Raw genomic sequence first — 15,173 nt, forward strand, 5'->3', positions numbered from 1 at the left:
GATGCAGCGCTAGCTAGGCGTCTGTGACAACGTCAAGAGCACCGACTCTGCATCCTTCGTACCGGGGACATGCGGCGGGCCGATCGGGGGACATTGATGGATACCAACGCAATGAAGAACTGGGACGACCGTGGAACGACGGCCGAGGCCATCCGCGCGGGCATGATCGACAAGCTGGTCTATTCGGTCGGCAAGGACCCCGAACACGCCACTCTGCAGGATTGGTCCACCGCCCTCGGCCTCGTTGTCCGCGACCATGTCGTCGATCATTGGTTCCGCGCCTCGCACCGCTCGCACGAGGAAAAGAAGAAGCGCGTCTACTATCTCTCGATGGAGTTTCTGATCGGCCGGCTCTTCAACGACGCGATCGCCAATCTCCAGATCGAACCGGCCGTGCAGGAAGCGCTCAGCACCTATGGCCTTGAGCTGCGCGATCTGCTGGATCAGGAAAGCGACGCGGCGCTCGGCAACGGCGGCCTCGGACGCCTCGCCGCCTGTTTCCTCGATTCCATGTCACGGCTCGAAATCCCCGCCTTCGGCTACGGCATCCGCTACGAGCACGGCCTTTTCCGCCAGCGCTTCCACGACGGCTGGCAGATCGAGGAAGCCGAGGACTGGCTGGTCTCGGGCCACGTCTGGGAATTCGAGCGCCTGGAAGCCCGCTACACCATCAAGTTCGGCGGACACATTTCCTTCGACGGCCAGGGCAACACGAAATGGCATGCCGAAGAGACGGTCTTTGCCATGGCCTACGATACGCCGATCACCGGCTGGCAGGGCAAGCACGTCAACACGCTGCGTCTGTGGTCCTCGCGTCCGACGGAAATCCTCGACCTGCGGCGTTTCAACAGCGGCGACTACCTCAACGCCGCCGAGAAGATGATCCGCGCCGAGACCATTTCGCGCGTGCTCTACCCGGACGACACCACGCCGGAAGGCAAGGAACTGCGGCTGAAGCAGGAGTATTTCTTCACCTCGGCCTCGCTGCAGGATCTCATCCGCCGCTATCTCACCGAACATGACGATATCCGCCACCTGCCGGATTTCGTCTCGATCCAGATGAACGACACCCACCCGGCGATCGCGGTGGCCGAACTGATGCGCCTTCTGACCGACGAGCATCGCCTGTCCTTCGTCGATGCCTTCGACATCGTCCAGAAGACCCTCTCCTACACCAACCACACCCTGCTGCCGGAAGCCCTCGAGCGCTGGCACGTCGGCCTCTTCCGCAAGGTGCTGCCGCGCCACATGCAGATCATTGAGTGGATCGACTTCCATCACCTCGCCGAGGTCCAGTCCCGCAATCTCGCCGTTTCGCTGGAGGATGTGCGCATCATCGGCCACGGCTCCGAGGTCCGGATGGGCAACCTCGCCTTCATCGGGTCGAAGAAGGTGAACGGCGTCTCCGCCCTTCACACCGAACTCATGAAGCAGACCGTCTTCGCCGAGTTCCACCGCCTCTATCCGGATCGCATCGTCAACGAGACCAACGGCATCACCCCGCGCCGCTGGCTCTATGAATGCAATCCGCCGCTGCGCAAGCTCCTGATGGAGACGATCGGCACCGACTGGATCGCCAACCTCGAAAAGATCGACGCGGCCGCCGCCTTTGCGACCGATGCCTCCTTCAAGGAGAAGTTCGCCGCCGCCAAGCATGCCAACAAGATCCGCCTCGCCGGCGTGATCGAGAAGAAGCTCGGCCTGAGGGTCGATCCGACCGCGCTCTTCGACGTGCAAATCAAGCGCATTCACGAATACAAGCGCCAGTTCCTCAACATCCTGGAGACGATCGCGCTCTATCAGGCGATCCGCCGTTCGCCCGCCAACGACTGGACGCCACGCGTCAAGATCTTCGGCGGCAAGGCCGCGCCCGGCTATCATGTGGCCAAGCAGATCATCAAGCTCGCCAACGACGTCGCCAAGATCGTCAACTCCGATCCCGTCGTCGGCGACCGGCTGAAGGTCGCTTTCCTGCCGAACTACAACGTCTCCCTGGCCGAGGTGATCATCCCGGCCGCCGATCTGTCCGAGCAGATTTCGACGGCCGGCATGGAGGCATCGGGCACCGGCAACATGAAGCTGGCGCTCAACGGCGCGCTCACGATCGGCACGCTCGACGGCGCCAATGTCGAAATCGGCGAGCGCGTCGGCCCGGAAAACATCTACATCTTTGGCCTGACATCGGAAGACGTCGCGGAAATCCGGGTCAAGGGCTACGACTCGCGCGCGACGATCGAGGGCGATCCGGTTCTCTCCGACGTGCTGCGCGCCATCGCCGAGGGCGATTTCTCGCCGGACGATCCGTCCCGCTACCACGACCTGACCGACATCCTCTACAACAGCGACTATTTCCTGGTGACGGCGGACTTCCAGTCCTATTTCCAGCGCCAGCGCGATGTCGACCACGGCTTCCGCGACACGTCCCGCTGGACGGAACGGGCGATCCTCAACACCGCCAATGTCGGCTGGTTCTCGTCCGACCGCACGATTCGCGGCTATGCGGCCGACATCTGGAACGTGCCATCCGTCTGAGAGCCCACCCGGCTTTGCGACAGGCGAATCGGACTTCTAACGAATGGCTGCGCCGGCGGTGGGAATCACCGCCGGCGCAGCTTTTTTTCAACAACGGCAAGGGCGTCGCGGGAATCGCGCTCGCCGCGCGGCGGAGGATCGGCAAAAACTCCTGCTGGAGTTTTTGCCGTCAGTCCTTTCGCAGATAACTAAAAGCCGGGTTTGAGACGCCCTTCATGGACAATCAGCCGTCGAACAGCCAATAGCTCATATAAAGACGCGAAATTTGTCTTTGATGCATACTAATAGTTGTATTATTCTCTTGACGCTTTAATGATGAATTAACGGCCCTATTGCCGGTTAATCTCTTGTTTGCTAATTTCCCAATAGTTCGCGTAATGCATTTTTAGGAGGTTTTTTTATGCGAAAGATCCTTATGGCCGCAGCAGCAGCGGCAATTTTGGGGCTTACGACTGCACCGAGCTATGCGATTGAAGTCAACATCGACAAGCTCGTGAACGGGGTGTTCAACTGCTTCTTCGACGATCCGCGAGGACCGGCCTGCTTCTTCTACTCCCCGATCGGTGAAACCGGCCCGAACGGCGCCCCGCTTCCGGTGGCCGCTCTCGGCCTGCCGATCGCCGGCGGCCTGATGGCCTACGCGCTTCGCAAGAACCGCCGCTGAGGACGCAATCCGTCCAGGACGGATAGTCCAATGATCTTCGTCGAGGCCGCTTCCGCAAGGATGCGGCCTTGATTGATTCTTGGCCCTGCTTTTCCTTCTTGCCCCGTTCATGCGTTCGGGGCTCTATCCTGTTCGTATGCGTCCGACGATTCTCGATCCGCTCTTCAGGCCGCTGGAAACGCTCGCCGGCATTGGACCGCGCGCGGCGCCGCGTCTGGCCAAGCTCGTCGGGCCCACCGGAGAAACCGCCCGCGAGGCGGTCGTCGCCGACCTCCTCTTCCATCTGCCGACAAGCATCATCGATCGCCGTCGCCGCGGCCAGATCGCGACCACACCGGATGGCGTAATGACGACCCTCACGGTGCGCGTCGACCGCATCAAGCCCGGCAATTCCTATGGCAAGCGCACGCCGACGCGCGTCTACGTCCACGACGAGTCGGGCGAGATGGCTCTCGTCTATTTCCATGCACAGGCAAACTGGCTTGAGAAGCTGTTCCCCATCGGCGAGATCCGATGGATCAGCGGCACGATGGAGTGGTTCAACGGCGCGCCGCAGATGGTGCATCCCGATCATGTGGTCGCCGAGGACGATCTCGCCAGCCTGCCGCTGCTGGAGCCTGTCTATCCGCTGACAGAGGGCATCGGCCTGAAGCAGTTGAGGAAGGCGATCGAGTCGGCGCTTGGCCAGGTGCCGGACCTGCCGGAATGGCTCGATGCCGGTATCCGGGATCGCCAGCACTGGCCGTCCTTTGCCGAGGCGCTGCACAGCTTGCACGATCCGGACGATGCGCCCGATGTCGCTCCGGAAGGCCCCGCCTGGTCGCGCCTTGCCTATGACGAACTGCTGGCAGGACAGTTAGCACTCGCTCTCGTGCGCGCGTCGCTGCGCAAGTCGACCGGCCGCCCGCGTGTCGCCAGTGGCCTCCTCGCCGGGAAGATAAGGGCCGCCCTGCCCTTCGCCCTCACCGGTGCCCAGAACCGTTCCATCGACGAAATCAACGCCGATCTCGCCCAGCCGGAACGCATGATCCGCCTCGTCCAGGGCGACGTCGGCTCGGGCAAGACGCTGGTTGGCCTCTTTGCCGCCGCCACCGTGATCGAGACCGGCGGTCAGGCCGCCTTCATGGCGCCGACGGAACTGCTGGCCCGCCAGCATGCCCGCTCCATGGCCCCGCTTTGCGAGGCGGCAGGCATCCGCCTTGCGGTGCTGACCGGACGCGACAAGGGCCGTGAGCGCGACCGCATCCTTCAGGACCTTGCAAGCGGCGACATCGACCTCATCGTCGGCACCCATGCGGTTTTCCAGAGCGACGTCGCGTTTCACGATCTCGGCCTTGCCATCATCGACGAACAGCACCGCTTCGGCGTTCACCAGCGCCTCGCCCTCTCGGCCAAGGGCGCGGGCACGGACCTGCTCGTGATGACCGCGACCCCGATCCCGCGCACCCTGTTGCTGAGCTATTTCGGCGACATGGACGTCTCGCGGCTCGACGAAAAGCCGGCGGGCCGCCAGCCGATCGCCACCCGCTCCGTCAGCCTCGATCGCATCGGCGAGGTCGTGGACCGCATTGGCGCGGCGGTCAGAAGCGAAGACGCCAAGGTCTACTGGGTCTGCCCATTGGTGGAGGAAAGCGAGGTCTCCGATCTTGCCGCCGCCACGGAGCGCTTTGAGGATCTCGCGCACCTCTACGGCTCCGCCGTCGAACTCGTCCATGGCCGCATGAAGGCGGCGGAGAAGGACGAGGCCATGCGGCGCTTCCAGTCGGGCGATGCGCGCATTCTCGTCTCCACCACGGTGATCGAGGTCGGCGTCGACGTGCCGGACGCAACGATCATCGTCATCGAGCATGCCGAACGCTTCGGCCTCGCCCAGCTTCACCAGCTTCGCGGCCGCGTCGGGCGCGGCGACAAGCCCTCGACCTGCCTGTTGCTCTTCAAGGGACCGCTCGGCGAGACAGCCAAGGCTCGCCTCAATGTCATGCGCGAGACCGAGGACGGTTTCCGCATCGCCGAGGAAGATCTGAAGCTACGTGGTGGCGGTGAGTTGCTCGGCACGCGTCAGAGCGGCATGCCGGGCTTCAGCATCGCCCGGCCGGAAGTCCATAACGAACTCGTCGAACTGGCGCGCGACGACGCCGCACTCTTCCTCAGGAACGACCCGGACCTAAAGTCGGACCGGGGTCAGGCGCTGCGCGTGCTGCTCTATCTCTTCGGACGCGACGAAGCGGTGAGATTGCTGAGGGCCGGATAACCAAGTCGATACGGACTGCGACTGGGTGCCTGTTATGCACCCAATGATTGTGGCATACTGAAAAAGTCGCGTCTTTCAGCCACGATACGCAAGTGAGAGCCGATATGCCGACATGGGAAGCAGTTCTGATTGGTGTCATCCTTGGAGTCGTCTTGATTGGGGGAGGTCTTTACATTTTGATTCTCCCGGAACTACTCGGAAGAAAATCACGACTTCCCAAGCCCACCGACAGCGTCGATGCGATCCATCGAGACACCAACATTACTTACATGGGCTAGCAGCTTTCGGTTGATGGATACTCCTCAACGCAACATTTGCCACCTGCTGCGCAGCCGCTCTCAAGTCGCTATTTATCCAATCTCCAATTCGGCCTACGGCAGTTCGAACACCGTCAGCACGCCGCCGGTCGCGGTGTATTTCGCAAGGCTCTCATAGGCCCCGACAGCACCGGAGCCATCCGCCGGGTCGGTGAGACCCGCCGCAAGGCCGATACCGGCCCAGCCGCCGATGCCGGAGAGCACGGCGACATACTGCTTGCCACCGTGCATGTATGTCGTCACGTTGCCGACGATACCCGAGGCCGTCTTGAACGTGAAAAGCTCCTTGCCGGTCGTCGCGTCGACCGCTTTCAGGTAGCCCTCCAGCGTGCCGTAGAAAACGACATCGCCCGCCGTTGCCAGAACGCCCGACCAGACGGAGAAGCGCTCGGGAAGCGCCCAGACGATCTTGCCGCTCGCTCCATCCCAGGCGGTGAGGGAACCCATGATGTTCTCTTCGTCGAAGCCCTCTCCCACCGGCGCCGGATAAAGCCTCAGCGTCGCGCCGACATAGGCCTGACCGACGGCGTATTTCACCCGGAAGGGTTCATAGTCCATGCAGACATGGTTGGTCGGCACATAGAAGAGATTGGTCTTCGGCGAATAGGCAGAGGGCTGCTCGTTCTTGGAACCGAGAGCGCCGGGGCAGATGCCGCTTGTCTCCATGTCCTCGCCCGTCCCGTCCTGGTCGGTCGAATAATCGGGATCGCGGATCGGCCGACCGTAACTCTCGCTCGCCGGATCCATGTCGATGCCCTTGGCCCAGTTGACGGCTGGATCGAACTTTTCGGCGACCAGCAGTTCGCCGGTCTCGCGATCTAGCGTGTAACCGAAGCCGTTGCGGTCGAAATGGGTCAGCACCTTGCGCGGCTTGCCGTCGATGACCTGGGTCGTCAGCACCATCTCGTTGACCCCGTCGTAGTCCCACTCGTCATGCGGCGTCATCTGGTAGACCCAGCGCGCAACGCCGGTGTCGAGATCGCGGGCGATGATGCTGTCGGACCATCGGTTGTCGCCGGGCCGCTGCACGGGGTTCCAGGTCGAGGGGTTGCCGCTGCCGTAGTAGACGAGGTTGAGGTCCGGATCGTAGGAGAACCAGCCCCAGGCGCAGGCCCCGCCGATCTGCCACTGGTCGCCTTCCCATGTCGAAAGGCTGGAGTCCTTGCCGACCGGCCTGCCGAGTTCGGTCGTCTTCTCCGGATCGATCAGCATGTCCTCGTCGGGCCCGGTGGCATAGGCGCGCCAGAGCAGCTTGCCCGTCTTCTCGTCATAGGCAGTGAGATGGCAGCGCGCGCCGAATTCGCCGCCCGCATGGCCGACGATGAGCTTGCCCTTGGCCGGCAAAACGGTCGCCGTGTTGGTCTCGCCCTTGGACGGATCGCCATTCTTGACCGACCACTTCACCGCGCCGGTCTTCGCGTCGAGCGCCACGACGGTCGTGTCCGCCTGATGCAGGAAGACCATGCCGTCGTCATAGGCAAGGCCGCGGTAGACCGTGTCGCAGCACATCACCTCGATCGCCTGGGTGTCCTGTTTCGGTTCGTATTTCCAGAGGATCGCGCCGTCGTCGTTGAGGTCGAGCGCATAGACGATGTTGGGAAAGGGCGTGTGGACATACATGACGTCGCCGACGATCAGCGGTCCGCCCTCATGCCCGCGCAGCACCCCCGTCGAGAAGGTCCATGCCACCTTCAGCCGGCCGACGTTGCCCGCGTTGATCTGGTCGAGTTCCGAATAACGCGTGTTGGCGTAGTCGCCCGTCTGGATCGGCCACTGGCCGAGATCGTCGATCAGCGTCTGGAGGCTCGGCTCCGCCGCATGGGTGACGGCAGGCAGGGACAGAACGAAAAGGACGAGGGCGATGAGGCGCTGGAGCATGGGCGTCGATCCGGCAATGGGCAAGATCAGGCCGGTCTAGCAAACCTTGCCCAGGAAGGCGACCCGACAGTCTGTCCGCCTTCCGATCAATATCGCCACCCGCCGTCAGCCGGCCCGCTTGCCGCCTTCATGCCAGCGAATGTCCCACATCAGCCCGGCGGAAATCGTGTCGAACACCGGCCAGACTGCCATGCCGGCCGCATTCAGCAGCCGCCCGGTGAAGTGGTTGCAGGTGTCGAGAAGGCTGTAGGTCCCCATCGCCCTGTAGAAGGCGCTGTCGCCATAAAGCCCCTTGCCGAGATCGACCGGTGCTCCGGATGTATTCCTCGCGAAAGCCTCGTTGAGCCGCGCCGCGAGCACGCGAAAACCCGGCTCCGAAAGTGCGATCTCCTCGACGTCGGCGCGCGCAAAGGCCCGGCGCGGCTCGTTGTCGAGACCGACAAGATGGAAGACGGTCGAGCGCTCGCCGCCGATCAGGGCGCCGACCGCAGTCGGGATTGCTGAAAGGGAGAGGACCGGCGTGTTGCGGTAGAAATCCTCGTCGCCCCAGCCGATCTCGAGATAGCGATGCGGCAAAAAACGCTCCGAGATGTCGATGAGGGCCGAAAGATTATCCTGATAGGCGACCTGCCGCAGCCGGTCCGTCGGCACGATCAACCCCGCGTGCCAGCCATGATTGGCGATGGCCACCTCGATCGTCGCCGCCCCCGCACGTGGCGGGTAGAGCAACGGACTGCCAGGCCGCGCCGTCCACCAGATCGCCCCGGCGAAGACAGCGACAAAAGCCGCGAGAACAATGGCGACACGCTTCAGCCCGGTGAAAGGCCGCGCCTTCGTCCTTTTCTTCCGCGTGCCGGGTTTCCGCTTCGTCGCCGCTTTCGCCACTGTCGTTGCCTCACCGAATGCGCCCGATGCCGATCAGACAGCGATTCGGTGAAGAAAGTGGGACGATGGTCCGCGCCGTCTCCGGTCATGGAATCCTGCCTTGCAACCGCGCGTCGAAAGGTCAAGTCTCCCGCCAGCCGGCGAGCCCGGCGACCACCCCCACTCAGCAGACCATAGGGAGACAACAATGCGCTGGCGCGGTGTCCACCACGTCGAATTTTCAGTCCTCGACTATGAGGCGTCGGTCGCCTTCTACGACAGGATGTTCGGCTGGCTCGGCTACAAGAGTTTCTGGACGCTCGATATCGGCTACCATTCGACCTACTACATGGCCCGTTTTCCGGTCCCGCACAGCTATATCGGCATCCAGCCGGCGAAAAGTGGCGAAAAACTGCGGCACGAGGATCGCTCGGTCGGCATCCACCATATCGCGCTCTGGGCCAGAAGCCGGCGCGAGGTCGACGACTTTTATTCGGATTTTCTGCTGAAGAACGGCCTCGACGTCACCGATCCGCCTCGGGAATATGCGGTCTACGCACCCGGCTATTACGCGGTCTTTTTCGATGATCCGATCAACGGCATCCACTGGGAACTGGCGCATACGCCGCGCCTGCCCTCGCCTTTCGCGCTTCGTCGCTGGATGAAGGCAATGAAGGAGGCAACGGCCGGCCATCCCGAATGGAACGGCTCCCCGGCCGCCGCAGCCATGCGGCAGCTGCCAAAGCGCTGATCCAGGCAGCAGGCGCCCAAAGACGGCGGATTACTCCGCCGCCAGCCGGGCCAGAGCCTCGGCGACCTTCACCCGCCGCTCGGCATAGCCGTCGCGCTTATCGCGTTCCGCCTCGACCACGTCTTCCGGCGCCCGCGCGACGAAAGCCTCGTTCGAGAGCTTCTTGTCGATGCGGCCGATCTCGTCGTCGAGCTTGTTCAATTCCTTGGAAAGGCGCGCATTCTCGGCCGCAAGGTCGACGACGCCGGCAAGCGGCAGGCAGGCCGTCGCCTCGCCGATGACGATCTGGGCCGACTGTCCCGGCGCAGCCTCGGAGGTCGAGACGTCGGAGACGCGCGCCAGCCGCTTGATCGCCGCCTCGTGCGTCGCAAGCCATGCCTTCGTCGTCTCGCTGGCTCCCACCATCACCAGCGGCACGAGGGTTGCCGGCGTAACGTTCATCTCCGCGCGGACCGAACGGATCTCGGTGATGAGGTTGATCAGCCAGTTGATCTCGTCGGCGGCCTGGGAGGTCGTCACCGCGTGCTCGGGCCAGCGGGCAAGCGCCAGCATGCCCTCGCGCGCCGGTCCCGCCTTGCCGGTCTCGGCCCAGAGTTCTTCCGTGATGAACGGCATGAAGGGGTGAAGGACTTTCAGAATCTTGTCGATGACCCAGGCGGTCGTCGCCTGCGTCTCCACCTTGGCGGCTTCGTCGTCGCCCGAAAGGATCGGCTTGGCAAGTTCCAGATACCAGTCGCAGAAGCCGTTCCAGACGAAGGTATAGGCCGCCATGGCCGCATCGTTGAAGCGGTAGCTGTCGAGCGCCTCGCTGACGGCGGACGTCGCCCGTGCCAGGTCCGCGATGATCCAGCGGTTGATCGTCTCGCTGACGAGGGATGGCTCGAAAGCCGCCACGCGCTCGCAGCCGTTCATCTGCGAAAAGCGCACGGCGTTCCAGAGCTTGGTGCCGAAGTTGCGATAGCCGGCAACGCGCGAGGTCGCGAGCTTGATGTCGCGTCCCTGCGCCGCCATCGCCGCCAGCGTGAAGCGCAGCGCGTCGGCGCCGTATTCCTCGATGAGGTTGAGCGGATCGATGACGTTGCCCTTCGACTTCGACATCTTCGCGCCCTTCTCGTCGCGGACGAGGGCGTGGATGTAGACGGTATGGAAGGGCTCGATCGACGACCCGTGCTCGTCCTTCATGAAATGAAGGCCCATCATCATCATCCGGGCGACCCAGAAGAAGATGATGTCGAAGCCGGTGATCAGCACGTCGGTCTGGTAATAGTGCTTCAGTTCCGCCGTCTCGTCCGGCCAGCCGAGCGTCGAAAAGGGCCAGAGCGCGGAGGAGAACCAGGTGTCGAGAACATCCTCGTCCCGCGTGATGAAGCCGGCCCGTTTGTCGGCGTCCGAGGCCATCGCCGCCGCTTCTTCCTCGGCGATCGTGCCGTTAAGGACATAGTGGGCGAGCGCATCGCCGACCGCTTCCTCTTCCGATTCCGCAACGAAGACGCTGCCATCCGGTCCGTACCACGCCGGGATCTGGTGTCCCCACCAGAGTTGGCGCGAGATGCACCACGGCTGGATGTTCTCCATCCAGTCGAAATAGGTCTTTTCCCAGTTCTTCGGCACGAAGCTCGTGCGCCCCTCGCGCACGGCGGCAATCGCCGGGCGGGCCAGAGCCTCGGCGTTCACATACCACTGGTCGGTCAGGAAGGGCTCGATCGGCACGCCGCCGCGGTCGCCATGCGGAACCATGTGCGGATGCGGCTCGATGGTGTCGAGCAGGCCGCTTTCCTCGAAGATCCTGACGATCAGCTTGCGCGCCTCGAACCGGTCGAGCCCTTCAAGCTGGTCCCAGAGGCCCCTCTGCGCATCGGTCGGCTCCAGGCCATCGAGAAAATCCTCGTTGTCCTTGAGCGTGATCCGCGCCTCCACATCCATGATGCTGATCTTCGGCAGATTGTGCCGGTTGCCGACCTCGAAGTCGTTGAAGTCATGCGCGGGCGTGATCTTCACCGCGCCCGTGCCCTTGGTGGGGTCGGAGTAGGTGTCCGCGACAATCGGAATGCGGCGCCCAACGATCGGCAGCACGACCTTGGCACCGGCGGCGACCAGTTCCTTGTAACGCTCGTCGTCCGGATGAACCGCAACGGCGGTGTCGCCCAGCATCGTCTCCGGGCGAGTCGTGGCGACGACGATATAGTCGCGCGTCTCGTATTCGGTCGGATGACCCTCGTCGTCCCAGGCAATCGGCGCCGAATAGGTCGCGCCATCGGCCAGCGGATAGCGGAAGTGCCAGAGGTTGCCCTTGACCTCGGTCTGCACGACCTCCAGGTCCGAGATCGCCGTCAGCAACTTCGGGTCCCAGTTGACGAGGCGCTTGTCCTTGTAGATCAGGCCGTCGCGGTAAAGCTGCACGAAGACCTTGAGCACGGCCTTCGACAGGCCTTCGTCCATGGTGAAGCGCTCGCGCGACCAGTCGCAGGAGGCGCCGAGGCGCTTCAACTGGTTGACGATGGTGCCGCCGGATTCGGCCTTCCAGGTCCAGACCGTCTCGATGAAGGCCGAACGGCCGATGTCGCGCCGGCCGGGAAGCTGGCGCTCCATGAGCTGCCGCTCGACGACCATCTGCGTCGCGATGCCGGCATGGTCGAGGCCCGGCTGCCAGAGCACGTCGCGCCCGCGCATCCGCATCAGGCGGATCAGGATGTCCTGCAGCGTGTTGTTGAGCGCGTGGCCCATGTGCAGCGAGCCGGTGACATTCGGCGGCGGGATCACGATCGTGAAGGGCTTGGCGCCCTCCACGGCCCCGGCGCCGGCCTTGAAGGCCCCCGCGCTTTCCCAGGTCTCGTAGATTCGGGGCTCGACCGTTGCGGCGTCGAATGTCTTTTCCAGCATCGAAGGTTCTGTCTTGGCTGCTGGCCGCCCGAAAATACAGCGCGGCCAAAGAGATAGAGCATCATGGCGCGACTTGGCGGCCGTGACCGCCAAAGACGCGATGCTTTACAAAGCCGAGCAGGCCCGCGAAGTCAACCGCAAGAGCGGCGCGCAGTCACATGGAGCCATAAAGGCACCGTGTACGCCGCCCGAACCCGTTGAGCTTGGTGGGGCCTGTCAGCCGTCATTCAGGGGGATTGGTTAGCGCTTGCGGGAAATCCGCTCGATTTCCGCCCGCACCAGACGCTCGACCATGGTCGGGAGATTTTCGTCGAGCCAACTCTTGAGCATCGGCCGCAGGAGATCCGACACAAGATCTTCCAGAGTGCGGGCATTGTTCGTCAGCACCGTGTGCGCAAGCGACCCGAAGGCCGCATTCACCGAGGCATTCGCTTCCGCCGAGATCAGCGTGCTCGCATCGAAGGAACTGCCGAACTCGTAGCCGCCGGTCGCAAATCCCGCCGATGGCCGCTCCATGGCAGCCTCGGCCCTCGACATCTGGGCCTTGTCGAGATCGTCCATGACGGAGGCCGCGACGTCTTCCACCTCGAACCCGGGCTCCAGTTCGGAACCGCCTGCCGACTCGCTGCCGTCTACGAAGGCGAGATCGTCCTCTTCCGGCGAAAGCCCCTGCACCAGTTCGAAGGGGTCGACGCCCGCCGAAGTCTCCGGACCTTCCTCAAGGCCCATCTCGTTCGTCAGATCAAGGACATCGTCCTCCCCGGCGGCCTCTTCTTCGGCAACCTCGTCGAGGTCGAGGATATCCTCGACCTCGGTCTCCGGTTCGGCATCGACGTCAGCCGTGTCGGCTTCGGCGGCAAAGAGCTTGTCGAGGTCGTCCTCGGAAATCGTCTCGGAGGGGTCTTCGAACGAAGGTTCGGGCTCCGGCTCGGGCTCGGCCTTCTGCGGAGGCGCAGACGTCGTCTCGTCGGAAATGATCCGCCGGATCGACGCGAGGATTTCCTCCATTGATGGTTCCTGGGAGGTACTCGCTTTCGCCATCTACCAAACGCCCCCGGCAAGTCCTGATCGTTCCGCCGCTCCCAGTGACGGGCGGCCATTTTGCCTCGGTGAAATTGATTCGCCGAGGTATTTAGACGTCAGTATAGGACCGCAGCGGCCCGCCGCGAACGGGCACCATTCCCGAAATCCGGCTTTTCCCCGAATGATATGATCAGCGACCGCTTCCAGGTCGCCCCGGAGGCCGCCGCAGCCCGTCTTCCGGTTGACGCCCGGTCTCGCTCAGGCCACCGGCCCAAACGATTTGCGCCCGCCGAGGCATCTTTTCGATGCTCCAGCGGGCGCAGACCGGCACCCAGCAAAGTCTTTGGGACGGCTCAGCGGCCGTCGGGGGTCCGCAGCCCGCCCCACTTGTCGCGCACCTTCGTGTAGTGCACTTCCGGCTTGTAGGACGTCACCTTCAGCGAAAGGTCTTCGGAAGACAGCTTGCCGATCGAGGACAGGACCGCGTAGCTGGCGACCACCGCGTCACGCTCGGCCTGCACGCGGCTCACCTGAGCGTCAACCAGATCGGTCTGCGCGTTCAGGACGTCCAGCGTGGTGCGCTGTCCGACGCGATGCTCTTCGATGACACCGTCAAGAGCGAGCCTTGCGGCATCGACCTGCGAGCGGGCCGCAGTGATCTGCGCTTCAGCGGCTTCCAGCGTTCCCCAAGCGGCGATGAGCTGCGCCTGCACCTGATCGCGGGTCGAATCGACCTGCAGCTGGGCCTGACCGTACTGCTCCTTGGCCTGGCGGACGCGCGCATAGACCGCGCCGCCCTGATAGAGCGGAATGTTGATGTCGCCGGTCACGGAGAAGGCCGTCCCGGTGTTCGTGCTCGTCTGGCCGCTGGCCCAGGTCCGCCCAACGGACGTGCTCAGGGACACCGTCGGAAGCAGCTCGCCTTCGATGATCTTGACATTCAGCGCGGCAACATCCGAATTGAAGACCGCGGCGCTGATCGCCGGATGGTTCTGACGCGCCTGACTGAGAGCGGAGTCGTAGGACTTCGGCAGCAGCTGGAGCACCGCACGCGCGCTCGACAGACCCTTCGGATCGTGGCCGACCACCTGGCGATAGGTGCCCTCGTCCGCCTTGACCGTGGCTTCGGCAAGGCTGAGAGCCGAAGACGCCGAAGCAAACGCGGCCTTGGCCTGGGCGACGTCGGTCCGCGTGCCTTCACCGACCGAGAAACGATCGTTGGCCGCGCGAACCTGCTCGCTGAGGAAGGTCATGTTGCTCTTGCGCAGATCGACGATGGCCCGGTCCTGCACAAGGTTCATGTAGGCGGTGACGGCATCGAGCAGGACGGTCTGCTCGGTGTTGCGCAGCGCCGCGCGGCTCGCCTTCACCGCCGCCTCGGCCGACTTCACGGAGTTTTCGGTCCGAAAGCCCCGGAAGATTGGCTGGGTCAGGGTGAGCGCGATCTGTCCGATCCGCGATTCCAGCGTTCGGCTGCTTTGAAAGGTCGCGGTCGCACCGGCGCTGACCGTTGGGCGGTAGCCGGCAATCGCGGCGGGCACGCCCTCGTCCGTCGCCCGGGTACCAGCCCGGGCGGCGTTCAACGTTGGATTGTTGGCATAGGCCGCAGCAAGAGCTTCGGTCAGGGTCTCTGCGTGTGCCAGGCCGGATCCAAGTCCCAGCACCAGAATGGCCGCTGCGCTCGTTCCAGAAATGAACCGTCTCAGTTGCACGTCAAACCTCGCCGTAATCTGCCGCATCGATGGTTTCCAAGTCCGACAACAGAAGCCGATTATGGTTTCCATCCAATTAATAAGTCGTATGACCCGATTCTCCCGATAGGGCGACACCGAGCAGTCGTCGCACTGTAAACGGTTCGGGGACTCTGCAAAGGACCAACCGGGCGTTTATGGCCAAAAAGCTGTCATGTGCGGCAGGAAGGTCACAGATTGGCCGCAAGCTCGGCAAAACCTGCCGGGCCGCCCAGGTCAGAATATCAAAGCACGACGAAAGGCAGGCAAAATAGTCCTGGCA

The 15,173-nt window shown here is 63.4% G+C and carries 9 protein-coding genes; 4 read left to right on the forward strand and 5 right to left on the reverse strand.

Annotation, left to right across the window (positions count from 1 at the left end; genetic code table 11):
* The first annotated feature begins 96 nt into the window (after window positions 1–96).
* The 3 genes from HDIA_RS13185 (at window position 97) to recG (ending at window position 5,447) form a co-directional block, all read left to right on the forward strand.
* A complete protein-coding gene (locus tag HDIA_RS13185) occupies window positions 97–2,532 on the forward strand; it encodes a glycogen/starch/alpha-glucan phosphorylase (RefSeq protein ID WP_099556587.1) in 2,436 nt (811 codons plus the stop codon).
* Between the two features lie 400 nt (window positions 2,533–2,932).
* Entirely contained in the window at window positions 2,933–3,196 is a 264-nt protein-coding gene (locus HDIA_RS13190) for a hypothetical protein (RefSeq protein WP_157775603.1), read from the forward strand.
* A 136-nt stretch (window positions 3,197–3,332) separates the two neighbouring features.
* Complete coding sequence (recG, locus tag HDIA_RS13195; protein WP_099558883.1) at window positions 3,333–5,447, forward strand: ATP-dependent DNA helicase RecG; 2,115 nt, start codon at window positions 3,333–3,335, stop codon at window positions 5,445–5,447.
* A 371-nt stretch (window positions 5,448–5,818) separates the two neighbouring features.
* Here the strand turns inward: recG and HDIA_RS13200 are convergent, their stop codons facing one another.
* Entirely contained in the window at window positions 5,819–7,642 is a 1,824-nt protein-coding gene (locus HDIA_RS13200) for a methanol/ethanol family PQQ-dependent dehydrogenase (protein ID WP_099556589.1), read from the reverse strand.
* A gap of 105 nt (window positions 7,643–7,747) precedes the next feature.
* Window positions 7,748–8,527 (reverse strand): DUF2459 domain-containing protein, encoded by a 780-nt coding sequence (locus tag HDIA_RS13205; protein ID WP_099556590.1) that lies wholly within the window; start codon window positions 8,525–8,527, stop codon window positions 7,748–7,750.
* A 187-nt stretch (window positions 8,528–8,714) separates the two neighbouring features.
* On the opposite strand from HDIA_RS13205, the gene HDIA_RS13210 reads away from it, so the two are divergent.
* Window positions 8,715–9,257 (forward strand): VOC family protein, encoded by a 543-nt coding sequence (locus tag HDIA_RS13210; protein WP_099556591.1) that lies wholly within the window; start codon window positions 8,715–8,717, stop codon window positions 9,255–9,257.
* A gap of 30 nt (window positions 9,258–9,287) precedes the next feature.
* On the opposite strand, the gene HDIA_RS13215 is transcribed toward HDIA_RS13210, so the two are convergent.
* From HDIA_RS13215 to HDIA_RS13225, 3 genes are all read right to left on the reverse strand, one after another.
* Window positions 9,288–12,137 (reverse strand): valine--tRNA ligase, encoded by a 2,850-nt coding sequence (locus tag HDIA_RS13215; protein ID WP_099556592.1) that lies wholly within the window; start codon window positions 12,135–12,137, stop codon window positions 9,288–9,290.
* Between the two features lie 240 nt (window positions 12,138–12,377).
* Window positions 12,378–13,145 (reverse strand): PopZ family protein, encoded by a 768-nt coding sequence (locus tag HDIA_RS25670; RefSeq protein ID WP_281259944.1) that lies wholly within the window; start codon window positions 13,143–13,145, stop codon window positions 12,378–12,380.
* Between the two features lie 368 nt (window positions 13,146–13,513).
* A complete protein-coding gene (locus HDIA_RS13225; RefSeq protein ID WP_099556593.1) occupies window positions 13,514–14,899 on the reverse strand; it encodes a TolC family outer membrane protein in 1,386 nt (461 codons plus the stop codon).
* Between the last annotated feature and the right edge of the window lie 274 nt (window positions 14,900–15,173).

The sequence above is a fragment of the Hartmannibacter diazotrophicus genome, from assembly GCF_900231165.1.
Taxonomy (GTDB): Bacteria; Pseudomonadota; Alphaproteobacteria; order Rhizobiales; family Pleomorphomonadaceae; genus Hartmannibacter; species Hartmannibacter diazotrophicus.